The sequence below is a fragment of the Vibrio crassostreae genome (assembly GCF_041439375.1).
GTDB lineage: Bacteria > Pseudomonadota > Gammaproteobacteria > Enterobacterales > Vibrionaceae > Vibrio > Vibrio crassostreae_D.
This window is the reverse complement of record NZ_JBGONY010000070.1, coordinates 1-24,765: the sequence shown is the minus strand read 5'-3', so window position 1 is coordinate 24,765 and position 24,765 is coordinate 1. Positions and strand designations below refer to the sequence as shown.

General features: G+C 41.4%; 24 protein-coding genes and 4 pseudogenes. 6 read left to right on the top strand and 22 right to left on the bottom strand.

Going from position 1 to position 24,765, the window contains the following annotated elements; translation table 11 throughout:
- The first annotated feature begins 207 nt into the window (after positions 1-207).
- Both ACED45_RS21005 and exsE2 read left to right on the top strand, forming a co-directional pair.
- Positions 208-654 carry a type III secretion system chaperone gene (locus ACED45_RS21005; protein ID WP_102534048.1) on the top strand — a complete coding sequence of 149 codons (447 nt, stop codon included), beginning with the start codon at positions 208-210 and terminating at the stop codon, positions 652-654.
- A 7-nt stretch (positions 655-661) separates the two neighbouring features.
- Positions 662-952, top strand: coding sequence for a T3SS regulon translocated regulator ExsE2 (gene exsE2 / locus ACED45_RS21000; protein WP_017098096.1), 291 nt, complete (start codon positions 662-664; stop codon positions 950-952).
- Between the two features lie 608 nt (positions 953-1,560).
- On the opposite strand, the gene ACED45_RS20995 is transcribed toward exsE2, so the two are convergent.
- Both ACED45_RS20995 and ACED45_RS20990 read right to left on the bottom strand, forming a co-directional pair.
- On the bottom strand, positions 1,561-2,757 hold the full coding sequence (locus tag ACED45_RS20995) for a hypothetical protein (RefSeq protein ID WP_017098097.1): 1,197 nt from the start codon (positions 2,755-2,757) through the stop codon (positions 1,561-1,563).
- A 6-nt stretch (positions 2,758-2,763) separates the two neighbouring features.
- Entirely contained in the window at positions 2,764-3,198 is a 435-nt protein-coding gene (locus ACED45_RS20990; protein ID WP_102534047.1) for a CesT family type III secretion system chaperone, read from the bottom strand.
- A gap of 378 nt (positions 3,199-3,576) precedes the next feature.
- On the opposite strand from ACED45_RS20990, the pseudogene ACED45_RS20985 reads away from it, so the two are divergent.
- Positions 3,577-3,811: pseudogene (locus tag ACED45_RS20985) on the top strand (transposase); the annotation flags it as partial.
- A 209-nt stretch (positions 3,812-4,020) separates the two neighbouring features.
- Here ACED45_RS20985 and ACED45_RS20980 read toward each other — a convergent pair.
- Positions 4,021-4,437, bottom strand: a complete 417-nt coding sequence (locus tag ACED45_RS20980; protein WP_371714919.1) for a type III secretion system chaperone — start codon at positions 4,435-4,437, stop codon at positions 4,021-4,023.
- Between the two features lie 64 nt (positions 4,438-4,501).
- The gene (locus tag ACED45_RS20975) at positions 4,502-6,310 is read right to left on the bottom strand and encodes a hypothetical protein (RefSeq protein WP_371714918.1); all 1,809 of its coding nucleotides are present in this window, start codon (positions 6,308-6,310) and stop codon (positions 4,502-4,504) included.
- 800 nt (positions 6,311-7,110) lie between these two features.
- Between ACED45_RS20975 and ACED45_RS20970 the strand changes: the two genes are divergently transcribed.
- Both ACED45_RS20970 and ACED45_RS20965 read left to right on the top strand, forming a co-directional pair.
- Entirely contained in the window at positions 7,111-7,569 is a 459-nt protein-coding gene (locus ACED45_RS20970; RefSeq protein ID WP_017096480.1) for a CesT family type III secretion system chaperone, read from the top strand.
- Between the two features lie 11 nt (positions 7,570-7,580).
- The gene (locus ACED45_RS20965; protein ID WP_102534044.1) at positions 7,581-9,050 is read left to right on the top strand and encodes a cation transporter; all 1,470 of its coding nucleotides are present in this window, start codon (positions 7,581-7,583) and stop codon (positions 9,048-9,050) included.
- Between the two features lie 402 nt (positions 9,051-9,452).
- Here the strand turns inward: ACED45_RS20965 and ACED45_RS20960 are convergent.
- Positions 9,453-9,841 (bottom strand): annotated as a pseudogene (locus tag ACED45_RS20960) (ISAs1 family transposase); the annotation flags it as partial.
- Between the two features lie 59 nt (positions 9,842-9,900).
- Between ACED45_RS20960 and ACED45_RS20955 the strand changes: the two are divergent.
- Positions 9,901-10,946: pseudogene (locus tag ACED45_RS20955) on the top strand (IS630 family transposase).
- 97 nt (positions 10,947-11,043) lie between these two features.
- Here the strand turns inward: ACED45_RS20955 and ACED45_RS20950 are convergent.
- From ACED45_RS20950 to ACED45_RS20870, 17 genes and pseudogenes are all read right to left on the bottom strand, one after another.
- Entirely contained in the window at positions 11,044-12,021 is a 978-nt protein-coding gene (locus ACED45_RS20950; protein WP_017096476.1) for a hypothetical protein, read from the bottom strand.
- 12 nt (positions 12,022-12,033) lie between these two features.
- Complete coding sequence (locus tag ACED45_RS20945) at positions 12,034-12,474, bottom strand: type III secretion system chaperone (protein WP_017096475.1); 441 nt, start codon at positions 12,472-12,474, stop codon at positions 12,034-12,036.
- 422 nt (positions 12,475-12,896) lie between these two features.
- A complete protein-coding gene (locus tag ACED45_RS20940) occupies positions 12,897-13,532 on the bottom strand; it encodes an HrpE/YscL family type III secretion apparatus protein (RefSeq protein WP_102560534.1) in 636 nt (211 codons plus the stop codon).
- Complete coding sequence (vscK, locus tag ACED45_RS20935; protein ID WP_277869463.1) at positions 13,511-14,185, bottom strand: SctK family type III secretion system sorting platform protein VscK; 675 nt, start codon at positions 14,183-14,185, stop codon at positions 13,511-13,513. Before vscK ends, ACED45_RS20940 begins: the two co-directional genes overlap by 22 nt.
- Positions 14,169-14,912 (bottom strand): type III secretion system inner membrane ring lipoprotein SctJ, encoded by a 744-nt coding sequence (gene sctJ / locus ACED45_RS20930; protein WP_371691304.1) that lies wholly within the window; start codon positions 14,910-14,912, stop codon positions 14,169-14,171. Before sctJ ends, vscK begins: the two co-directional genes overlap by 17 nt.
- Position 14,913: 1 nt before the next feature.
- A complete protein-coding gene (gene sctI, locus ACED45_RS20925) occupies positions 14,914-15,258 on the bottom strand; it encodes a type III secretion system inner rod subunit SctI (protein ID WP_102534039.1) in 345 nt (114 codons plus the stop codon).
- Between the two features lie 8 nt (positions 15,259-15,266).
- Positions 15,267-15,899, bottom strand: coding sequence for a YopR family T3SS polymerization control protein (locus ACED45_RS20920; protein WP_102560533.1), 633 nt, complete (start codon positions 15,897-15,899; stop codon positions 15,267-15,269).
- Entirely contained in the window at positions 15,899-16,255 is a 357-nt protein-coding gene (locus ACED45_RS20915; RefSeq protein ID WP_102534037.1) for a YscG family type III secretion system chaperone, read from the bottom strand. Before ACED45_RS20915 ends, ACED45_RS20920 begins: the two co-directional genes overlap by 1 nt.
- A gap of 3 nt (positions 16,256-16,258) precedes the next feature.
- Positions 16,259-16,507, bottom strand: coding sequence for a type III secretion system needle filament subunit SctF (sctF, locus tag ACED45_RS20910; protein WP_102534036.1), 249 nt, complete (start codon positions 16,505-16,507; stop codon positions 16,259-16,261).
- A 15-nt stretch (positions 16,508-16,522) separates the two neighbouring features.
- A complete protein-coding gene (locus ACED45_RS20905) occupies positions 16,523-16,729 on the bottom strand; it encodes an EscE/YscE/SsaE family type III secretion system needle protein co-chaperone (protein ID WP_371691310.1) in 207 nt (68 codons plus the stop codon).
- The gene (gene sctD, locus ACED45_RS20900) at positions 16,716-18,017 is read right to left on the bottom strand and encodes a type III secretion system inner membrane ring subunit SctD (protein WP_371714917.1); all 1,302 of its coding nucleotides are present in this window, start codon (positions 18,015-18,017) and stop codon (positions 16,716-16,718) included. The genes ACED45_RS20905 and sctD overlap by 14 nt, the downstream gene beginning before the upstream one ends.
- Positions 18,018-18,022: 5 nt before the next feature.
- Positions 18,023-19,846, bottom strand: coding sequence for a type III secretion system outer membrane ring subunit SctC (sctC, locus tag ACED45_RS20895; RefSeq protein ID WP_241909564.1), 1,824 nt, complete (start codon positions 19,844-19,846; stop codon positions 18,023-18,025).
- A 47-nt stretch (positions 19,847-19,893) separates the two neighbouring features.
- Positions 19,894-20,322 carry a YscB family type III secretion system chaperone gene (locus ACED45_RS20890; RefSeq protein ID WP_102534033.1) on the bottom strand — a complete coding sequence of 143 codons (429 nt, stop codon included), beginning with the start codon at positions 20,320-20,322 and terminating at the stop codon, positions 19,894-19,896.
- 12 nt (positions 20,323-20,334) lie between these two features.
- Complete coding sequence (locus ACED45_RS20885) at positions 20,335-21,315, bottom strand: T3SS regulon anti-activator ExsD domain-containing protein (RefSeq protein WP_371691306.1); 981 nt, start codon at positions 21,313-21,315, stop codon at positions 20,335-20,337.
- Between the two features lie 145 nt (positions 21,316-21,460).
- Complete coding sequence (locus ACED45_RS20880; protein ID WP_102534031.1) at positions 21,461-22,318, bottom strand: helix-turn-helix transcriptional regulator; 858 nt, start codon at positions 22,316-22,318, stop codon at positions 21,461-21,463.
- A gap of 296 nt (positions 22,319-22,614) precedes the next feature.
- Positions 22,615-23,109 carry a YscW family type III secretion system pilotin gene (locus ACED45_RS20875; RefSeq protein ID WP_102534030.1) on the bottom strand — a complete coding sequence of 165 codons (495 nt, stop codon included), beginning with the start codon at positions 23,107-23,109 and terminating at the stop codon, positions 22,615-22,617.
- 89 nt (positions 23,110-23,198) lie between these two features.
- Positions 23,199-24,003, bottom strand: a pseudogene (locus ACED45_RS20870) (IS5 family transposase).
- Between the last annotated feature and the right edge of the window lie 762 nt (positions 24,004-24,765).

The window sequence follows — 24,765 nt, the reverse complement described above, 5'->3', positions numbered from 1 at the left end:
AATAATCACCCATACTGGCCGTTTCTATCTGAGATCCAATTAGGAAACAAAGCCCTTAAGAAGCGCGAATGCCGAAGAACTGCGTATTTTGGTAATTGCGATCTGACTGAACCTTACGTAATATATAAAAAATATCAACCAATAATAATATAAAAAACACCAGTTTAACCTATAATACCTATTAACATTAATGAAAGGACTGTTTTTATGTCAGTACGCCAAATTGTAGATGAGGTTCTGATAGAGTTTTCTCGTCGAGTAGGCTTGCCTGAATTACATTTGACTGAAGACGAACTGGGGTTAGCTTTTGACGATAAGTTAAGAGTGCATTTAATTTTTCACTCTAAAATAGAAACACTTCAACTAGAAGTAGAGATTGTTGACCTACAAACTGTTAATTCTGATCTTTATCGTTCTTTTTTGTCATTCAACTATCACTGGTCTGAACATCAACTATTTTTTAGTCTAGATAATCACAGGCACAAGCTGTGTTTAAACAGGTTGCTTCGTGCCGAAAAACTCGACTATGAGCTGTTTGAGAGTGGACTTGCTGAACTGCTCACACAGAGCGAATCTTGGGAGTCCTTGTTGTCTGCTCATGTCGTAACAGAAGTTTCACCGTCTATGCTTCAGAGCTCAGACTTAAGAGTTTAGGTACCTTATGTCCAACGACATCAAACCAAAAATAAATGATATATATTTCAATAACTTAGAGAGCAAAGGACAACCTCCCCTCGCAACGCAAGGCACCTTTCTGGGGCGAACCGTTGTACAGACTAGTCCTGGAGAGCGAGAGGCGAATCGAGCCAACTCCAAACTGGAGTTAAGTGAGTTGTTGTCGATGCATGCGAATGTGGAAATTTATAACTCAATCTTAAGCTTCGAAAAAGACCCTCATTCTGTACAAGCCTTATTGAATAGAAAAATCCAAGTGATCAGTCAGTCTCAATAAAAACGACCATAAATCGAAATCGGCCCTAGTTTTGAGCCTTGTGTAACTCTCCTCAACTTGTGCGTTGTAATGACACAGAGTTAAAGCGGTACTAATAGCTGTAGCACACAATACACGCTGTTTCAGATAGTGGACACTTGTGATAGTCAAATTTTTGCTTCCCGTTTTTTTGAGCCGTAAAGCTTAGGTAGCCAAAGATTCAGCACTACTTAGACGCCTATCTTTGTAGGGGAAAGGTAATCCTCATTGTTTACATGCGTTGCCGGAGGAGAATAACTCCATCTATAAAGCCGTTTAAAAAACTTCTTACTCTCATCACCTTCTAATATTGTTTAAAATCAATGCATACATAGATATAATGACGATTTATGCCATAACTAAAGCTGTTTTACGATAAATGCGACGTTGTTGTTTAATTCAGTTAAGAAAAAGAGTTATTTTAACACACTTCTATCGATTTGACCTTCAAACTTAAATTGCAGACACCACCTTAGTTGGTGGTATCTGCGTTAGTTATTATATGTTCAGAAAATCAACTATTAGACGCTCGCCTCTCATTTGCCCTACAACACCAGACTACATAAAAATTTGCGTTTTTATATTTATTTCTACTTCAAAACTTCCGCAATATCCGCTGTACCGTTTAAGTAAATAATTGGCACTCCAAGTTTTTGGGCTAGGGGCTCAGCATGCTGCTTGAATAACTCGTACTTATCATTTTTGGATAACAACGTTTCTCCTTTCCAATCGGCTAAATCTTGGTGAGAGGCTGTTGGGGCGCTGTCGTTGAGGAAAAACCCTGCTATTTCCACCTTCTCGGTTGCCTTCTGCCCCTCGTGGAGATTTACACCTCCAGATGTACAGATAAGAATTTCATTGCGCATCCCATAGGTTTTCTTCAGGACTTCACTTGGAGTGTTGGTATGCCTTTGATGTCGCGGTAATTCCTTTTTTGCTAGTAACCCTGTACGTTCATAGTCAGGCATTGCCTCATAGCGGGTCTTTGTAGCGTTCTTATCTGAGACGTTGACAAGATCTTCAGTCCGATCAAGAAGACCAATGTTGGTTTCCGACATCAGATCGTTTGGACTAGCGGCAATAACATTTTGTTCCGGAACTTTCAGAATTACACCAACGGAGCCATAAGTGAAAGTCTTGCTCTGGTTTACGATACTAGTGCATGCTACATCCCAGGAGGTTAGCGCACTTTCTGCATCAATACTAAAAACGCCCTTCCCTTCCATCAAGTGAGTTATTGGTGCGGTGTGGACAATAAACTGAAAATCTTGTTTTGACTGATGCCCACGCACTCCCATTTCACCACTTACTACTGTAGGATCTGTAAAACCTCCACTATCCCACGAGCGCACAAAGTTTTCCTGAACTGCTGGGTTATCGGCTTTTTGGTGTAACGCTGCGGTCAGCTTTTTAGCATCTGAGGATGAAGCTCCTTGACCATGTAATGCTTTGATGAAACCTTCTTTCATCCGGCTTATCAAGCCCCCCTTGTTCTGTCTGATTACATGCATATCTCGAATTTCGAACTGTCGTCCGTCATCAAGAGTAAAACCTCCCTTCGCTTGTTCTTTGTTCATTGCTGTCATTGCTGTCATCGCTTCATCCATACTTATCGTGATAGCAGTTTTTTCTCCTGTGGTGGGTTGTTTCAGTGTAGGTCCTGTTGGCGCGATATCCTGCAGTAGTTTAGCTTTGTCAGGCTGAACCTTTAGTTCATATGGACTCTTGGTATGAGTTGAAGTGTTTGTGACATTAGTCGTTTGAACTGGATTCAATCCAATAGGCATGAATATTTATCCTTTTATAAACTGTTGAGAATAAGGCATGGTTACTTCATTTATCGGTTCTGATACCGAACTAAATTGAGTTCTAAGAGTACTCATAAGCACAATGAAGTTGTTCATCGTGTTCTCAAAGTCGATTTCATCGCAATCAACTAAGCTAAGCTCATGAATGAGAAGCAGTTTATTTTGATGCGTCGCTAACCAACAACGTTTCATCGTATCCTGTTGTCCGTTCAGTACCATACTGCTGCGGAGTATATACAATTCATCCTTCATAGAAATATCCGTTATCTCACCATGAAGTAGAAGCTCCTGTCCATCTTCAGAGAGTTGGACCAGGAGGGAATGAGCCTCGTCTACCCGCATATGGCACCGACGGTCAATTAGAGTTAGCTGCTCGTTGATATTTCTCAGCCAGTATTTGACATTACTTTCTCTGTCCATTTTATCCTGTTCAATTTGTCATGGTTTACCACTTAGATTAACGTGCAACAAAAAAACGGCAATCATATGTAGCCGTTATTTTTTATGTTTCTACGGGAACAGTTTCGATGGTCTCCGTAAAATGGTCGGAAATAGCATTTTCACCCTCAAATTACATCATCTTAATTATATTTATCTAATTGAATTTTATATACTTTTTTAAAGTTTTGGTAAATGATTATAATTTGCTTAGCCAGCCAAAAGCGAGACCCAATTCCATAGGCCTTGGAACGTAAATGAGTTGGTTAAGTGGTAAGATTAGCTTTGTTTCGCAATTCAGTGGAACTAAATTAAGAATCTACGACCTGAGCAGCTACGTCCACTCCCTCTCGTCGCCTTATTCCTAAACCTTGTTACAAAAAACTGGAAGCAATACAATCACTCATTAACCGCGGCTCTCTGACCTTTTGGATTGGTAAAGAGGCAATAAGTGGTAGACCTCGTCGATTCAGTGATTTAGCTATCACGACAACGCTCATGGTGAAGCGAGGTTTTTCTATGCCACTGAGAGCGCTGCAAGGATTTATCGACTCGATATTTAGACTTGCATCATGTTCTATTAAGCTGTCCGCATCAATGTGCATGATGCCCTCCCTAAAAAGGGAGCATATGATCACAGCTAAATGTGCTCGTCAAATCGAACGTAATTTTGTTTAAAAAACATTCGCGATCTCACCCTGCCTATGGGGTGGCTCTAAATTTAATTACGCAAAAAGCCGATTTTTATATCAAAGAGATAAACGAGACCGCCCTAAATGAGTTGTAACCTTACTCATCCATTAGCTACATAAATTTCACATTAATTAAAGCCAAATCAATATGAACATTTTCATTGCAGTCATCTAAAGCATGAACCTTATCTTTAATTAAATGCATGTTTTCAAAAATATTATTCAGCTCGTTATGGTCAAACTTATCCTTTGGTAAGGATACTCCTAAACATAGCTCTTTGTTATTTAGTCCTATCCAGCAGCTTCCAAGTAAGTCCCGCTGCATATTTAAGCTTAACCAATCACTCATTTTATAGCGGTCTACAGTGACATGTAGAGGGGTATACAAGGTAAATAAATCTGATTGATGTGGGAATTCTAGAACCCAAAGGCTTTCCTGATTATCGATTATTTCAATCGCATCAGATTCAGTTGGGGTCTCTATTCCCCATAGTTCAGCAAGCTCTGATAATACGGCTTCAAATTTCAACGTTACACCTCAATAATTTACTTTGCAAAAACAAGCAATCACGCGTGATCATCCAGTTTTACTTTTATGCTTTGCTCTGTGGCCATTCGTTTGATCTTAGCAGTGCATCTAGTTGTTTCTTCGCTGGCGAGGCGATGGTAAATGGCCCAAACTTATAACTTTGGCAATCCGATTTTAGTGATTCAACTTGCTTTGCCACTAAATATTGCATCCAAGGTTTATTCGATAGGTCGGTTAATTTCATTGCCTCCGAACTGGTTGATATATCATCTTTCAGTTCCTGTAAGTGTGAAATATCCATGTATTGATAAGAAAGACGTTCTGCTTCTTTTTCGGCCCCTTTAGGGTGAAATAGCTGAATTAGTCGACTTCTCCAACTTGGCTTTAGCTCTAACAGGAGAGTTTTTAGATTCGCTAATTTCGCCATCGTTTTATCTACATCAATATTTAATGGGCTAATGCCGAGTATGTTTATATTGGCGACTTCAGCTTCGTTTGGAAGTTTTTCGATATGGAAGCCAATACTCTGATTTAACCTTGATAGGTGGTTCTCGAATGAGTCTGTCTTTTCTTTGATTACAAAATTACTGCTTACAATATTATCAAAGTCGTCAATACCATAGGTTTTGTTCGTATCGAAAAGCGTGTGTTTACTTTGAGCATTTACAGGTAAATCCATACTAGGGCTTATTTTTTTAAACACTACCCCTTGCCCTCTAAATACTGTTTTTCTTTGTAGTTCGTTATTTTTATCAGCAGAGTAAGTTCTGTTCACTGCTTTTACTAAAGCTTTGTGGAAGGTACGGCATTTTAAGTCGGCTTCTGGAAACTTTTTTACATTAGACAGGTAGAGGTTAGTTTGAAGTTCAAGCTTTTGTAGCTGTGACGGTAATTGTTTCTGTTTTAGTGCATTAAGTTGTTCTTGTTCGCTCACTTCCTGTTTTACTACTTTTTGGAAGGTTGCAGCGGTTTCGGTAGATAAGTTGCTTTTTAATACCACCTTCAGTGTTGTAGGCAACAGTTGAGACATAGGACCTAGCGTAGAGGCCTTGTTAACTCTCAACATCTGCCCTAGCGTTGTCTTATTCGTTAACGCTTTTTTTACTAACTTCCCTAAGGAACCATTAGGGGAGTGCTCTTCAGTTAGCTTACAAAACTTACTTGCAAATTCTTCAGCCGTTTTAGGTAATGATTCAAGTTGGTAACACCCATTAGAGTATGTCATTGACCAATCATAAGAATAGCTCTGTGCGTATTCAGCATGTTTAGTGCTTGAGCTAGCATATGCGTTAAATAGTGATTCAAATTCTTTCTTGATAGAAGTGCTCTCATGCTCATAATAGTTTTGTAACTTAACGTCTGTTACTTGCTCTTTAGTCGCGTTTTTTTGATTGTCAGCTTGCTTGCACTTTTCTATGGTTGTTTTTTCTGATGAGCTTATGCTGCCCTTAGATGTCTCTAGGCTTGGTTCTGATGTTACTCCTAGTGAAGTAGGCGCGGTTTTTGATGTCACATTAGTATCTGACACAGGCCTATCAACTAAAGGTGATACGACCGATGGCGACTTGAGTTCGATAGTATCTTTATGGCCTTTCTTCGGTGCTAGAGAAATAATCTCGCTGAAAGATTGTTGGACTAGAGCTTTAAATTTAGGGTAGAACTCACCTTTAGTTGGAGAGTGTCCTTTTGTTATATCTGAAAGTAACTGTTTAAAGCCCCCGACTTTACTTGGAAGTGGGCAGGTGACGTTGAAATCTTTGCTTACCGTTACATTCGCAATGTTTGACAGTTCTTTTACTCTTTTCTTTTCACTGCCAGGTTTACTTATCAAATACTCGGATAAAAAGTTTTCTAGTTTTTGTGAAAAAGACATTTTGTTTTGCGAGTAGAATTCTTGTGTCCCTTTTGGTGATGTATAGGCGTGATTGAAATGAGACTTGCCAGTCGTTGGGCTTGCGACGCTTGAACCTATAGAGGTTTGTTTTGCTGATGAGGCATGTACACTTTTTACGATACTTTGAGTTGATTCTGCGTGGTTGCTTTTCTTTATTGCTGTTGAGTTCATCGGTTGATGAATCGCTGAGATAGTAGGCATTGTGACCTCTTAGAACCTATATAAACACCGAGAGGGTAGTATAGGTTAAGAGTGCCAAGGGGGGCTCTCAGTATTGGCCTATTTTTTTTATATATCGAAATGAAAGGGGGCGAGCTACCTCCTTACCTTGACTAAGAACAGCTAGATGAAGTAAAAACGATAATTTATAAGAACCAGTGATTTAGCCAGTTTGCTATACTCCCCCCCCTCCTGCTGTAAGTATGCTTGCAAGCTGGCAACTCACTAAATCCAATAGAACCGTTACTAAGCTCTGCTCTCGAAGACTTCAGAGGGTAAACACAGACTCTGACGACAGAGTCCGATCCTTGTTTACCCACTGCGGTGAATCCAAACACTTCGCAAAGAGCTTTACAGCATAACTCTTCTTGAGCATCAAGAACTGTTCAGGGGAACCTCACACTAGAGAGCTTAATTGCGTAACAAAGACGATTAAATTCATTTGTTCTTTGTGCTACACATCACGACAGTTTAGAAAATCAACAAAATAAAAGCCACTTTCGACATCGTAATTATACTATTTGTTGTTTACTAGTAAGATAAAACAGAAGGAATAAACGATGAACACATTACAAGTTCTAATAAAAGAGTTTTGTGAAATAAATGAACTACCTCCACTTTATTTTGCTGAAGAAAATCGTTGCCAATTATTAGTTGATGATCGTTACGTTATTTACTTTAGTGAGGCAGATCAAAACGATTTTGTTTTATCGGTGGTTTTTGGCGGTCTCGAAAAAAGCGGTGAACTGAGACTGAAAGGTCTTGAACTCATTGCGCATGCTAACTATTTCGGTATCGCGGATGGGAGCTTGACCCTTTCACTTGCACCAAATGGTAGGCAATTGGTTCTTGCGGGCAGAAAGCCGATTGAGTACTTAAACGCAGCGAGCCTATCAACTTGGTTTCACCTTCTAAATGAGCAAACCCTACTCTGGCAGGCTCGATTTGCAATGTTAGACCAAGACCCAACCCAATTTATCAATCCAGAACAATCCCACATTGAGACACTTAGAGTTTAAGGAGTTCACCCATGGTAATTTCAACTAGCCAAAGCCAGATTCCGAGCTTGGATCAATTTCGTACTGTCGCGGCACAAAAAGATAAGCGGGTGATCAGTAAGCACGGTAAAGCCAAAGAGCCGTCGACCTTTCATAAAGGGCAAAAGTTCACGGCAGTGAGTGACACCATATTGCGATCTACATATCAAAAGTACCACCAAGAAAATATTAAGACCCACCTTGATTTAAAACAGGCGCTGCTAAAAGAAGAAAAACCAGAAACGGCATTATTGGCATTCTCTCTTGTGAGCACAGCAGGGTATCGTGGCGAGCCTTTAACTGCGCGTAAGGTCCTCGAAGTCGTAAGCCTATTAGATGAAGTGAAGATTGACGATAAAGCTTATAAAAATCTAAAAAGCACGTTCGATTCGATCAGCAAAGACCCACGCTTACAAGTCAGCATCGAAAACCAATACCCAGGCAAAATGGACGGCTTAGGTGCTGAACTGCTTGAGATGGCAAAAGAAACAATTAAAGGGACTGGTATCAACGCAGTAATTAACTTGGCGTTACCAGGTGTTGGTTTGTTGATCGCCACGGGGCGTGAATTACATAAGTCGGCAGTCAATGGTGATGCTGAGGCGCACTATCACCAACTAGAACAGATTGCGCAATTGCCCGGTCATGACCAAAGGTTGGCATTGCCGATACAACAAGCATTAGCGCACGAGCACGCCACTCTATCTGCTGAAGGTGCGGTTGGAGCGACCTTAGGTATGGCGACGGGAAGCCTTGGTGCATTTGGTGTCACCTCTGTGGGCACAACTGGTGTCCTTGTTGTTGCAAAAGAAGCGCTAGGCAGTGTAGCAGCATCTGGCTTAATCACTGGTTCTGGGTTTGTAGCCGGTCAAGCGAGTTCCTACTGTCTGAACAACGAAGTTCAAGAGCAAATTCACCAAGAACCTATGTCTGGTGTGTTACCTCGAATTGAAGTGTCTAACAGCAAAGGGAAGTTCTCCTTTAGTATGCAAGATGCTGCATCAGGACGTGCTTTGATTGCGTACCTAGGCCCAAAAGAAGACAAATCTATGACATCACCTCAAGCACCGAAAGAAGCTCAGGATATGGAATTGGCGCGCTTAACGCTTAAGAAAATGTTGGGCTCTGATGCAAGTGAGAACTTGGTGCCAGATGTTGGATCAACGAATAAATTGAGTATCGAAGATACACCGAGCCAAACTGAGTCAGAGGCCAACAGTGCACTTAAGAAGTTGCTCAAAGAAGATTGGGACTGGCTAATGCCAGCAGTAAGATCTATCGACCAAGGAAAGGCACAGGATATCAATAAGACGTTGACTTACAAGCTCCCTCTAGATACACCGAACGGACGAGTATACTTGGATAAAAGCCCGAACCTCGATCAAGGCCAACTCTCGGCGCTAGAAAAGCTTGGTTCACCAAGTCAGCTAAGGTTGATGTACTTAGCAGAAGGCTGGATTTAATCGTAAATATCATACCCAAGTTATTGACGATGAAATTTTTCCGTTACACGCTCCCAAAGGACGAGTTCCCTAGGTTTGTATACCTTGTTTAACAGTTTTTGATTTAGAAGCATTGGCTCTACAAATTGTTGCCTCGCTTTCAAAACCCGACATTCTCGCCAAGCCAAGTATCTCGGGCAATAGATTTGAAAGAGGATAAGCAACTCAAGCTGAACTGAAGAACAGCTTCAATAGAATCATATATAAGGTTGGCCGTTGACGGATAGTCCCTCATTGTGTGCCAACCTTTGATATTCGAATAGCCTATTATTATCCGTTAATTTGATATCAGCGATGATTCCGAGCCTAGACGAGGTATTGAAAGGGCCCCGCGATAGTTAATCGCTATTGGCTTCGCAATCAAATGCCACTTAGCTTGTACTCAGTTTTTATCTGCTCCAACACGAGCTTATTTGATGAAGCATAAGCACTGATCATATGAATGATGCCCGCTCTATCTTCACTATTGTATGAGCCTCGAAGCGTTTCGCCATCTATCGCAACGTCTTGGCCTTTGGTAAGAGTATAAATTGACTCCATCCAGTTGATGAAATACTCGTGAAACGGCTCGAGTTCAATCGTAGATATTATGCGAGCAATCGTCTCATCAGCGGGAATACCGTTCACAAAGACGCCATTACGCTTAAACCTATCATGGTGTCCGAGAATGTATTCACGAATATCAAACCAGCCTTTTGCGCCCGCACCGCACATAACGAGCCAAAAAGGACTTCAAACAGGCAATAAGTAACACCCATTAAAGTAAAAATATGATCTAATTGAGGTCGTCGAACTCTTGCAGAAAATAGCTATGGATAGCCTTAATAAGCCAGATTTTAAAAAGCTAGCAAGCCAACAAAAAACCATTCAAATGAAGGTTTGTTTACTAGCACTTGCCCACTTCAAAGAAGGTCACTAGCACACTCAAATTGCTAAATACCTCAAAGTCAGTCGAACTAGTGTAAACAAATGGGTCCAGACATTTCTTGAAGAAGGATTGGAAGGACTTCAAGAGAAACCTCGCACAGGCAGGCCTGCATATCTCAATGTAGAGCAACGAAAACAACTCAGCGCGTTCATTAAGAAAGAAGCAGAGTCCCCTTCTGGCGGGCGCCTTGTCGGGAGCGATATACATGATTACATCGTGGAAAACTTTGATAAATACTACCACCCTAATTCTATCTATTATCTTCTCGACCACATGGGCTTTTCTTGGATAACTTCTCGATCCAAACACCCCAAACAATCACAGCAAATCCAAGACGATTTTAAAAAATTCAAAATAGAAACGATCCTTAAGATCCTCGGTCATATTGGGCTGGAGAGTGTTGATGTCTGGTTTCAAGACGAAGCTAGATTCGGACAACAAAACACAACGACACGCTTGTGGGCTGAAACAGGAACGCGCCCAAGGGCGACAAAACAGCAGCAATTTGAGTACGCTTACCTGTTCGGTTCTGTTTGTCCTAGCTGAGGGATTGGAGAAGCTATGGTTGTGCCTTGGGTCAATAAAGACATTATGATCGAACACTTAAAGCAAATATCCGATATCACAGACAAAGGAAGGAAGGCATGCTGTAGTAATAATGGATGGCGCAGGTTGGCATACCGATGATATCGCCCACAAATTTGATAATGTCCGGTGTCAGTATCATCAAACTTTCCCCATATTCGACAGAGCTTAACCCGATAGAACAAGTATGGAGTTGGTTACGACAACACTACTTAGCGAACCAAAGCTTCGAAGACTATGAGGACATTGTTTCCAAGGTATGCGTTGCGTGGAATAGGTTTCTTGAAGTGCCGAAAAGGGTATCGAAAATGTTCGCTAGAGAATGGATAGACTTGAGCAGTTAATTTTCCAGATTGATATCACTTACATTAAAAAAATAAAAGGAGCAAAGTAATACTGCTCCTTTTTGGTAGTATATATTAGCAACCGATTATGGAATCTTTAGTCCAGTTTGTGGCTAGAAAAAATCACTTCAGATGGTGGGAACATGTTGGAAACCGGTGGATGAGCAATATCACCAAACATTCTCGCACCAAATGCTGAAGCTGCCCAAGGGTCTACAATTTTCACATCTTTATTCCATGAGCTTGGGTCTTTGATATCACTACCGTCCTGTCTACCAACCAAAACATACAAGTGCGTGCCTGAGTGTCCTTTCTTGAATGCCACTACTTCGACCTTAGTGTTTTGATTCGCATCACCCTGCATCCCTTGAATCATTTCAGCGGCCGCGGCAAAGGCAAACGTAGTACAGCAACCGGCTTTTGCGTCCTGAACGGATTTCGCAATGTTTTGAAGTGTCCCCATCTGAGGGCTATTGCCTCTTTGAGCCGCCACTTGAACCATGTTTGCTGACATGGTCGCTTTTTTATCTTGTTGAACTCTTGCTGGATTTGCGTAGAAGCCTTCTAGTCTTGGCTTCGCTTTCGCTTGATAGAACTCAGATCTCTTATCACCGAAGGTATTAAGGTCAGTACAAGCGAAATCACCCAACTTTTGCAGTGTAGCTTGGTGCTTTCTAATCAAGGCATCTGCTGGAGCGGTTTTACCTGCGCTGGATGGTTTTGAAGTGCTTGAAACACTTGGCCAATTCTCTCTAGGCCCTGTCGATAATCGCTCTAGGTCTTTAAGGTTTCCAAGAGTCAACTTATTTTCACCATTCAGTACGTTTTGCATCATAGCTTTGGCGACACCTTTTGGCAGACCTTGCTTAACCAATAGATCAACGACGATCGATTTCGCTTTGTTTTGGTGATTGATACGAGAGCTTACGCTTGTGTTTTTCGGCGCACCTTCTTTAACAAAGATGTCCTTGCCTCCGTGAGCCCGAACTTCTTTGTCGTCCGATTGGTTTTGTGTAGATAACTGTGCAGTGAGTTCGCTCAGCGAATGCATATGTGATGTATTGATATTTACCATAACCCTAACCTTTTAAACAGAGATGAAAGTATGCAGCTTTTTATGTTGCTCAATCGATTGAAACTGAGCCGTTAGATATTGCTTCCACAGTTCACAAAGCTCCATAAGCTGAGTAATCAGGATAGAAACACGACTCACTTCTGAGGTAAGTGGTATACTTATCTGCATGTGTACTTCATTGTTTTTAGGGTCTATACAGAACTGTACCCCACCTGACTCCCGGTATAAGAAGTTATATTCCAAAAGTGTTTTCAGTTTTTTAATTTCAAATGACTCTTCATCTTGGCAAACCTTGATTGAAAGTAACAGTTCTTCTCTCTCATCCAAGCCTTGAACTTCAATCTCTTTACCAGCAGACATATATACTGTCCACATTTGATAATCATATGCAGTCACCCGTTCGATATCGAGTGTGTTACCAAGCTCAATTAGTAAGGTATTTACCTTATCCATACTCACCTACCATCCTGATATTTAATATTGATGTATCTATTTAAAATAACAGATATAAAATTTCTAATTTAAATACACCTATCACATTATTTTATTTTCCATTGCTGCTGGTTAATTTTGTTAGATTAACCGTTTTTAGAAAAACAAATTTAGTATTCTGAACGAACGTTACTCTCTTATGAGGCGATAGTTAATAGAGCCTTTAAGATAATCAGATTTGCCGTTGATGTGAGTATTGTGCTCAATAACAGTCACAGAATATGCCAGATATGGTCGGCTTTTTTTCATTTTAAGCCGTTTATAAAGATCGGATAGGAAGCTAAGATAAAACTAGAGAAATGGTAGAAAGGTACAGTGAATAGAAAGTAAAACTCAAAAAGCCCAGCGTTTGGCTGAGCTTTCGAGAGTTAAAGATAAGCACGTCAAGACTGTATCTGTTGGTGCTCACTGAATTGTTTGGTTATTGCCTGCTTGAGTGCTTGCAGCTGCCCGTCAATACTGGCATCAATAATACCGACCTCCGTTTCCAAGATACATCCGCCATTTTTAAGTCTCGCATCGGCAATGACCTCAACATAGCCTACCTCAGGAAAATCACTAAGTATTGAGGAAACCTTTTCTCGCACCTCTGCCACTTGCTCCGGATGCACATGCAGAATCACTTGCTTTTGGTTACTGACTAGTTGAAGCGCCTCTCTCACCACACTTGCAGTTGTATCAACATCATCAAAGCTGCTAATGATCTTTCTTACTGCCTCCAACACAACACCTGTCATTTTCTGTTCGACCTGTAAGTAGTACTCATTACATCGTGCAAGCGTCGACATCAAGATTTCTGCATTCTCGATCTTAGCCTGATCGATGCCGTCCTGATAACCACGCTGTCTTTCTAACTCATAAGCATCGTCAGCTTTTGTAATAATGCTTGCGGCTTTAGAGTGTGCAGCTTCAACCAAGTGTTGCGAATCTAAGTAACTCACATAGTCCTTTGCTTTGAGAATTTTTAGGCCCGGAGCTAACTGCAAGTTGTCAGTTTTTATTTCAACAAATGAAACCATTGAGGGATTACCTGTTTTGCAATTTTCTTTATAAGTCGATAAGCAAGATCTCGATGCGTTTCATCCAACCAATCAGCATTGAGTTTGGTTTGAGTTAGTGAGCGATCGAGTTTGAACTGCCACCTTTGCACTAGCTCTGATGGTGATTTCGCCAGTAAGAACGTTACCCATAGATAGCCAAGTTCACGAGCTGTCTTTTCAAAACAGGCTTCATCTAAACTCGGCGGCAATGCTTTTTGCCAACCGTTTGGCCAGTTTGAAATCATCATCGGCCCTTGCTGAATCAAAAAGCGCGTTTCATCGACACCAAAAACATGGTTGAGACACTGCTTTGGTTGTTTCAATACAACTTGGCGCATCGATTCACAATACATTGCCCCACCAATCAGCAACAGCAATTTATTCGTCGTTTCGGCTGGGAGTAACACCAAACTGTTAAATTGGTGATTGAATACATGGTCATTAATCGATGATAACTGCCATTCTTCAATACACCACTGATTGATCGCAGCCTGGTCCCTCCAGCCTTGGAGTCTTAATAACCAAGGCTGTTTGTTGTTTATCCAACTCTCATCAATATAACTGCATGGACAATAGTTAAACTGATGATGGATCTGAGAAAGCGGCGTATCAGAATTAACCACGTTTCGCATTCCTGCGGCACCACGCAAACGTCGCTGCGTTAGAGCCAATGATAAGTAGTACCATGAAAACGAGGATAGCAAGTAAATGGCTTTTCGTGTTCTTTGTCACCTGAATAGACAAAATGCTTTCAAATTGCTTGCTTTGAGCCGTTACGCGAACTTCCGAAGATGGAACCATGACAACGCTAATACGATCGTAGTTAAGTCCTTCAATACTATTATTCACTAATAGCTTAATTTGAGGAACATAAGAGTCGAGTGCCACATCCGCTGCATGTTTAATAAACACTGATGCAGACGCAGGAGTCGGACGCTCACCTGGATGTATGTTTTTATCTTCGAGTACAATGTGAACACGAGCGACTAACACACCATCAATTTGTGACAACGTTGAAGACAGCTCTTGCGATTTCGCGTAGATAAGTCTCGCTCTCTCGGCAAGCGGTGACGAGATCAAGTCATCTTTTGGAAACACTTCTTTTAGCGTTGAGAATTGCTCTTTTGGGTAACCCTTACGTTTTAGTGCATCAATCGAAAACGCTATTTGAGCGCTATCTACCATCAATTTAACGGTGTTGTCTTTGTCTGGCTCTTTGGTTGCCACTACACCTTCGGTAAGCAAAATAGACAACATTTCATTGCCTTCTTTCTGACTGAGCCCCGTGTATAGTTCTGCCTGACAGCCTACTAAAAATAAAGCGAGTAACATGCACACTGCACGGATTTTTTTCATCATGCTATTGTGCCTTCAATAGTGTCTCTACATTCTGTGTAGTTTTACCTACCGTCTTAGCAATCAGCTCCTCTTGAAAGGTAATTCGAGTCAACGCCCATTGCATCTGCAAAAGCTGGGCAGGATCATCGCCAACCATTTTCATGCTGTCGGTTAAACTGATCTTTGCATTGTCGATGGTGTTTTTCAGTTCGCTAATGTTTTCTAACAAACCACCTTCTAAACCGTAATTTCCTTCAGGTGCTAACATCGCTTGCTCGAAACGTTCACTAAGCCCGCCTTCTGCTTGCGCATCTTGCAGCTGCTCTAGGTTGGTTTGCACCACTTCTGTGTACTGCGTATTGATCATATCCGTTCCTATGAGAGGTCTAGTTTATGGCTGTAAGTTAGCATATTCTTGACCATGGCATTCTTTTGTATAACAAAACTCAGCTCTTTTCTGACCAGGTCTAGTACTGGTGCTTTATCAGGGATGTCTTTCAACTCTGCCCAACAGTGCCAGAGCACTTGCTCTTTTTGCGCGCCAAGTGGGAACTGCTCAGAAAGCAAAGCTTTCAACTCTTGATTGTCTTTAGGGGGGGCAGCTAATAAACGCCCCGAAAAGCTCCCCAGTAGCTCTCGTTCTAACAATGCAAACAATTCTGGTGACGCTTTCTCAGTGTCCTTTGCGCTTTTCTCCTGACTAAAGGCATACCACAGCGCTACCTTTTTCTCACTAGGTGAAATAAACGCGTCTTTTAGTGTACTGCTAAGGGCTGCAGCGCTGAAGTTTCCAGAACGTTTTAGTGTTTCGTACCACTCTCTTATAGTTGTTGTTCTAGCCTTAGCTTGCGTGACATTATCTGTATTTTTTTGCGGCAATGATATGCTCTTGTCTGATGGTTTATCACCCATCAAACGGTTCATCTTGTTCGCATCAGATGTATCAACCCGAGGTGGTTGCTGTACCGGATTAAGCGCGTTGTTGAATCTGTGGTTTTCAACCTTCATTAAAGGTTCCTGAGGTCTTTAGAGAAGCTCATGGCAAAATCTTGGTTTTCTTTATTGCCTTTTAATGCCATATCTAGCCAAGATTCGGCTTTACTTAAGAGCCCGGCTTTTCCTGCCGCTAGCGCAGCCAGACCGATTAGGTCTGGGTATGTCAAGCAAAGCGGTTCAAGTAGACGATGAGCGTCTTCGTACAAGCCACGATTCATTAAACTCATTGAACGAATCATAGCAACGATTTCTTCTGTATCGCCTTGTAAATCAAGGTATTCCGTAATGGTGTTTACTTCTTCATGACGATGCAGACCGGCTGCCACCAACGCGGTTTCAGCAAGAAGTAAACACATGCCTTTATCCATTACTTATACCTTCTGCAGAATAGACTGCATCACATCTTTGATTGCACGAGTTGTGGTCGCGTTGATATTATATACCACAGACCATTTGTTGATTGTGTGCTGTAGTTCAGCCAGTTTCGAAGGGTCGTCTGCGTTCGTTTCTAAGTTTTTTATCGCAGTGTTTACCGATTCGTTCGCTGCTTTTGATTGTGCTACTAATTTTGATTTAACTGCGTCGAGGTTGACGCCTTTGCTCGAATCATAAAATGACATATATAAGGCCTTCTTTTATTTATTGTCTTTGAAAGTTTCAATTACAGTTAAAGCCGCTTGATACGCCTCATACTGTTTCTGTAGCAATAGGTATTCTTTTGGTGAACAGCCAAGATCGAGCTGACGCTTTACTGCTGATTGAGCTTGATCGAATTTGAGGATTAACGCCTCTCTTTCCTGTTCTCCTGAATCGCCTTGTAATAACTGCTCAAGATTTGTCATTGGTATTTTCATCTTCGTATCCTAGCTCAATAGTGACTACTTGCCCGCCTTTTACTAGTTCAATCCCTGCCGGAGTAACGCTAGAAATACGGTATCCTTGAGGAGTGCGAGCTCCTACCATGTAACGAACATTGTCAGTGAGGATGACATAAGGGGATCGACCAAAGTTCACGCTACGAAACGGAAAATCAATATTGGTTCCTTTGCTTACTTTAGGGATAGACTTCAAAACCAAATAAGGTTTCTCCCCATACTGCTCACGAAAATCTCTTGTTACACCATAAAATCGAGTTGTTTCAATATCGTCAAGCTCGCCGCGAACTTCAATACGGTCACCACTAGTAACAAGCTGAACTTTCTTTGAGAGCTCTGCTTTCTCTAACAACTCTTTTAGAGTGTCCATGTACGCCCCGGCTCTTTGTAGCTCAACTTTCCAAGCGACAAGTCCTGGTACATCCCGTTCTAATATCTGCTCGACTTGACTCCAACGACTTGCATCATCAATGTAGCCCGTTAACAATAGCGTGCCTGTTTCATCACCATTTTCTACTTTGACTTGGTGATAACCGAGGTTACGTAAGATAAAGCGCACACCACGGCGTATCTCTTCCATCGTTCTCAGGTCACTTTTGTAGTTGATACTTAAAGCATCAATTCGACCTAGCAGTTGTAACTTTTGCGTTCTATCTTCGACGTAACCTTCAAGCACTGCCTGTCGAACGCTGGCATTCCATTCAACGCGAACATCGTCAAGCTTGAGTTCGTTAAGAATATTGCGCACTAAGACAATTGGCTCAGCTTCGGTGATAACGTCTTTGTCGTTCGCGTGCATCTGATTGAACAAAACACCTATAAATATGGCGCTTGGGATCAGGCCGCACAGCAATCCGATGAGCAGCGCTCTTTTCCCACCCGATGGCCGTTTATGGTTGACTGGTGTAACTTGCTTGTTTATTACATCATTTGCCGCCTCAATGACTAAATCATCTTCCAGATAGCCAATCGCAAAGGTTAAACGACCTACAGAGACTAAGGCCTTTCTCGGCAAAACAACGCCATCAGCATCAACAACGGTAATTTCGTTGCTGATTGAGACCTCTTCACAGTCGCGTAGCAAAACCGTTTCGCCATCGAAAACCAAAACGAGGTGACTTGCTTTTATGTCAGAGTCGGTTAATACCAAATCGGCGGTAAAATCATCACTACCCAAGACCAATGAATCGTTAGGTAACGTGACTTCGACCCCGGAATGAACACCAGAGAGAATACGAATTTTCCACTGCTGCATTGAGGTTACTGCTCCTCTAATGGTCGGACGCAATGACTTTCTGAGCCAACACAGTCTTTAATTTGTAATCGCCATCCTTTCTTCCCTGTAGGAAGTTCACATTCTACCAGCAACGATGACTTCCCTTGTGACAATAAATCTTGCTGATAACGTACTGCTTGTACTTGAGAAGTACAACTGTACAAAGCAAGCGCTGATTTAAGGTCTGCACTGTTATTTGAAATATTATTCAATGTTCCAATCTTTGGTCTTAAGTCATATTCATTGCCGATAAGTACGTTATCTCCGATTCCATCAACAACGATTCTTGGTTCAATAATGAACATACGTACAGTTCTTCTCGTGGAGTTTTCAGTGCTTCTAAACAAAGCGCCAAGGTATGGAATATCTCCTAATAAAGGAACTTTTCGCAGCTTGTTGCTAATTTCATCACGGTACACCCCACCGATGAGTAAGCTTTGTCCCTGTTTTACCGTCGCCAGTGTGCTAATTTCTGTTTTACGAATTGAAGGGACACCATCTATGTCGCCATCAGGAATTTGCGCACCATCTTCTAAGTGCAGACTCAAATTGATTTCTGGTCTTTCCACAAATCGGTCGCCGACGATACGAGGTATAATTTTTAATAACGTCCCGTAAGTCACTTTCTCTAGTGCAGCGGTTTCTTTGCCTATCAACTTGACGTAAAACGTACTGCTGTTGTTCAGAACCGCTTCCACGTTTTCTTGTGTTAACAAGGTTGGTCTTGAAACTACCTGGGCGCTACCACTAGATTCAAGCAAACGAATTTGAGCCAATAAATAATTTAAGTTCGTTGCATCAAGCAGAGACTTAAAATTTTGTCCACTGCCAAGCGTGACATCACCGTTACCTACATCACCGGTTGTTTTGAGATCCAAAACACTGTTGTTACCCATTGCTACACCAGCTCGCCAATCAACACCCAGCTGACTTAAATCATTAGCACTAATATCAACAATAGAAAGTGCCACTTCGATTCTTGATTGCGGTTGATCTAACTGCGCAACCAACTTGCGATACAATGGCAATCGAGCTTGTGTATCACGCACAATGATTGCGTTTAAACCGGGTTCTGCTTCAACCGATGCACCGTTATGAACAGAGGCACTTTTAGTTACATTCGCTGGCAGATTGGTTACTGCTTCTTCAGTTTTTTTCGCCACTTTAACTTGAGTTTGAACACCTGTGAGCACTCGACTTAGTACCGAGGCAATCCCCGGAACCGTAACACCTTGGTCCCGATAAGTGATCTCTCTATCAGTCGCAGAGGCATACTTTAAAGGAATAATGTCGACAAACAATTCATCTGTAGAATTGGATTTCTGTATCAGCCGGCTTTCCAGCGCCTCTGCAGTTTTCACAACCAGGTCGACGTATCTCGGGGGACCTGCTAAGTAAACCAGCCCCTTATTTTCCGCTGCGCTCCAGCCGTATCGGGAATCCCAGATCCCTGTTGAGATCAGAGTGCTACGTAATTCACGAGCAGTTAGCAGTTCGAGCTGCAACAACCGTGAACGGGTTTCTGTTGCTTTGTATACATGTAGCACAGCACCATCGAAGTACCACATCAAGTTGTAAACTTGTGCCAGATAATCGAGGAACTCGGCAGGATCTTCTGGTGTAAATCGACCACTGGCTCGGTCGTTCACTTTGTCGCTAACCGACACCGAAACACGGTAGTTTGCGCCAAAGTTATTCAACAGTTCTTTTAGGGAGTCATTGTCCGCGTAGTAACGAAACGGTTGCTCGGACCAATTGAGCTCCGAGGCATGAGAAGAAACCGCCATCGTTAAAATTGCACTATACATCACTGATAGTACGAGTCTGGCTGTTTTTGCCTTTAAAACTACAAGCATTATGGGATCCAAACACTGTGACTAACAGTATGATTAACACGTTGGTGTTCGAGCAAATCAATGAACTGCTCCACTAAATTTACATGCAGAGAAAGTTGTGTGCAAAACTCTTCTGTCGTCGCACTTTCCATAATCATCTTGCCTTGTATAACCAACTGCTCTTTATCATTCACCGTCAACGTGCTGCGTGTATCTCGCAGTGTTTTAAAAGAGAGCTGCATACAGTGTTTTAGCGCCTGACCTTTTTGAAAATCAAAGTGCGGTTCAAACTGAAATGGGAGCACGGTTTCCCAAAAGAGCCATGATGAGTGCTGTCGAATATTAAGCTGCATCTGGTCGACTTCGATGTCATAGGAACCATTACTCGAGGCAATAAAATCCCCCCCCCCTAGCACTGCAGCTAGAGATTTCATCATTTTATCTAACATATTTAGCCCTATTTAAATCTGCCTGAGTCGGTTGTAAGCTTGACCGCACTGGTTGTTCTGACTATCAACGTAGTAATGATCCATGCTACAAACGGTTTGCATGTCTTGAAACCATTGCCAAATTTTCGCTACGGCGTTTAGGTCGCTGTACACAAGGTCGCACGCATCCCAAACATCGATTAGCTCTGGAGCTTTAGTTCTCGCCTCGCCACACCATATTTCCCATTCAGAGAAAAATTCATCTGATGTTCTGCTGTACTCAGATAAACCTTTGAGTTTTTCTAGAGTTAGCTTCCACTCTTCAAAAAATTCTCTATGATATTCAATAGCTTGTTTTTTTTGATCGTTGAGAACGCTAAGTTGTTCACATAGTTCTTTATGCTGACCCTTAATCAGTTCCAGCTGTTGTTCAGCAAAAAAAACGCTGCTCTCTTTTCCAGATAATCTCAACCAAAATTCTTTCTGAATCCTCAGTTGATTGATTAACCTTTCAAGCTGAAGAGAATCTTGTAGCACCGTCTGATCAGTTTGTTGTTTACCCCATTTCTCTAGGGTTAAATACATCGAAAGAATTAGTGTTTTAGGTGACGCTAAATTGAAGCAATAACCTAATCGATGATTAATGTAATCCAGTCTTTGTTCAAACGAACTCAACACACGATCTTCACTTAGTTGTCCACCTACCTCTAAAAAAAGCCGCATAGCAATTCGGTCTAAAGACGTGCCAAACTTTTGATATGTTTTAATTAGCTGGCTAGCACATAAACAATCGACAACATTGCGATCAAGCAAGCGCTGTAGTAAAGACAATTGGTCGCAACTCAGAACACCTTCACTGAGTAGCTGTCGGTAATTGACATTAACAACACTGGGCTCTTGTGAGACTTGAGAGAAGCCCTCATATCTTGCGCCTCGCTGTAATACAGTGACCTTCCTTTGTGTAACAATGTTGTTAGGAAAAAGCGAACGGCGTCGCCAATGCTGCTTTTCCATTTTATTCTTCTCCGCATCTACTTCGAGCAATCCTGAAGGAAGTAGAGATAATAGTTTTGTTCGTTTCGTCGCTGATCATAATAAGGTTTAAGTGAGTTAATGCCTTTCAAAATTAGTCAGAAAATTTTAGTCGTCAGGCATTTCACTAAACAATTATTACTCTATCACCTCCAGACCGGGTCTTACTTGGTGTTGTTCCAAAGCGACGACGATAACTTTGTGTAAAGTAAGATTGGCTTGAAAACCCCGCTTCCATCGCAACGTCTACAATACTCATTCTGCTTGTCAGCAACAGTTTATGAGCATGTAATAAACGACGTTCACTGATCCACGCTCTAGGGGAAAGACCATAATATTCATTAAAAAGCTCTTTAAACGTAGTCAGACTCGCACCAAACTCTTGGGCATAATCTGTCAGTTTCCACTCTTTAAGATAATGAAGCTCCATAAACCGACGCAGTCTATCTGAGGTCCGATTTGTCAGTTGTGATAACAACGCGTAAAGGTATTCCCCTTGGTCACCGTGCAGTAACAAGATGAGCATTTCCTCATACTTTAAGCGTATTATAGCTTCAGGGAAAGACTGCTCTTCTAGCGTCTTAAGGCCTAATAACGTCTGCTCTATCAAGACGTTTAGAGTAAAAGGGAATAACCCAGACTGAACATTCTCAATCTTTGGCAACGACATCAAAAGGTCACTATGCTTTTGCAATAGTTGACTTACCAGCTCGTTGTCAAACGCAATAACCGAAGCCGTGTATTGACCACCTATCGGTGTATACTCTAGTAAGTAATCCCCTTGAGAGAGATAAATCCCACAACCAGCGACCACGTCTAGCGTAGAATCCCCGGTTTGGACCCTCAATTGACCATTGTGAACGAAAACAATGTGAGACTGACCGGAATGAAATACTTCATCGTGTTTATCATAGCAGCAAGCACTATGCATTTTTTGCAAGTGCGAGTCGACCCTTTCTATATTTAGTCGGCCTAACACATCCACTCCCTACCTTTCATAATTTTAATTTCTACAATTCGAAGCAGATAAACTGTCCAAGCCAGAAGTGCGATTGAGAATGCAGAACAATTCAAATAAAGAAGTATTTTCGATATCGTTGAGCCGTGCTTTTGAGAATTAATAAGCATTTTATAAAGATCAAATAGTAAAAAAGAAAACAGAAAAACTCTTTTATATTAGAAATAATGTAAGTGCCATTATTAAAAACCACTTAATTTATATTTTAACCATCCCACCAAGCCAACGTCTTAGTCTTAACACTAAAGACAAAAAATCACTTCCTAGTAATTATTATAAGCTTCTAGTTTTAAGTCCGCATGTACACTGCCTTGCTTAAAAGTATACCCCTCTTCTTTTACGGCGATAATTTCACCTTGAGAACGCAATATAGCACGCACTTTCATATCGCCATTTCCTGCTTGAATCGGAGCAATAACAAACGAGTACTGAACGGGTAACTGAACCCCTTGATACGCTTGCTGTAAAACTGTAATGCACTGACTATCTGAAACCTGGCACAATTCAACGCCTAGATGTGTACTCACTGGAGCAATGTAATCAGTAAACGTTATCCAACCAAATAATCTCCCTTGAAGGTTACTAGAAAACCCATTTGACACTGGATTTTTGGTTGCACAACCACTTAGCATCAATGCAACGAATATTAAGCAATAAGAGTTCTTTTTCATAGGAGACAAGTATTCATCTAAATTGTCAGTGACAAAGTTATGGTTACCCATGGCATCAAAGCGGTTTAATCCCGTAATAAGGGGCATTTCGCTATACTCGCTATGGTTATCCGTTGTTATCGGCGTTGTTGATCAAATCAATTTAGAGACAAAGCTACGCCGTCTATCGCTAACCGTTAGCTTCTAACAGGCATACCTAGAGTTACAACTTTGTTTATAGCTTTGACATTTTCCATGATTTCACCCACTTGAGCGTTGTAACATCTCAAACTCAATTTACCGCTCATTAGCCCTTTGTATCTGGACATCGCAGTCTCGGATATTGAGCGATCGTGATAACCAGACTGTACTTTCCACTCCGCTATTTTTCCATTCTTAAGCGCATTTACCGCTTCATTTCTGGGGTGACTCTCTTCCCAAAGCGCAGCATTCTTTCGAGGTGGTATCAACGGGGTACAACCTTTCTTTTTCAGAGTCTCATGGCAATGTTTGGTATCATATGGGCCACTGCCTGATACTGCGTGAACCTTTCTGCGCAAAGGATTAAGTAATGTCGGTAGTACTTCGCTATCGCCAAAGACTGACTTCTGCACTAATGGTTTCGTGAGTATCGACATCAACAGCTAAGTGCAGTTTGCGCCAGTTTCTGCGTTTCTCTGCCCCGTGTTTTTTTACCTTCCACTCTCCCTCACCAAAAACTTTGAGACCAGTTGAGTCAATGGCTATATGGCGAATAGCCCCTCTAGATTTATTACGATATTTGACCTGAACCGTCTTCGAACGCTTGCTTATACAAGTGTAATCTGGAGAACTCAAAGGGACATCTATTAGTTCAAAAATAGAGTCGATGAAACCTTGAAGAGCACGCAGAGGTAGGGAGAAGATACCCTTAATCATCAATCCAAAACGTAACAGAGCCACGCTTGCGCAGAGCCTTATGTATTCAGCCCAGTTAGTTATTTTCTTTTTAGCCTTACCCATGTCACCACCGTTCTAACTACCATAAAGGATCAGATCGCAGGAATTAGAAAAGGTTCAACTGATTTAGGCAACAACGCCGTTGTTATCTATCAAGAGCTGGAGTAATTTGACCAATGCAATTAAGTATCATCAATACAGATGACACCCCTTTGTATGGAGCACGCATAGCCTCTTTGCACGGTCGCGACTATATACTTATGAAATACATCGTTTACTGGCACCATTTAGAAAAGGGCAATCGTTGCTTTGGCAGTTCGCCAAAGTAAATCAAGCAATCATGCTTCTCAAAAACATAACTGACCTCATCATGTAATGCGCTGAACCCTCGGTATGCAACATGCTTTCTATCCGTTCTTGCTAACTATCCGTTCTTGCTAACTATCTATATTCTAATGAAATATATTTATAAATAAAGGATGAACTCGATTGCATCAATTTTACACAAATCAATAAAATCAATAATTTAACAACAAAAAATAAAAAAAAAGTCCTAAATACCACTTAGTTTTATCCTTATTACCCGCCATCACTCACAACGAAGGGAATACATTTCTGTCGTAAACAGGTCTTGTTAGCTAAAGTTAACAATCCAAAATTATAATTTATTGACAGCAGACGACTTTGTTGCGTAATTCAGTTTTAACCACTCGTTAATCCTTTATATCGACAAATTCTTGAGTTTAAACTTCTTCTATCCAGCGAAAATTGGGCTTTGTTTCCTAAATCAGGGAACTAATGCTTAAAGCTACGATCAGATCATCT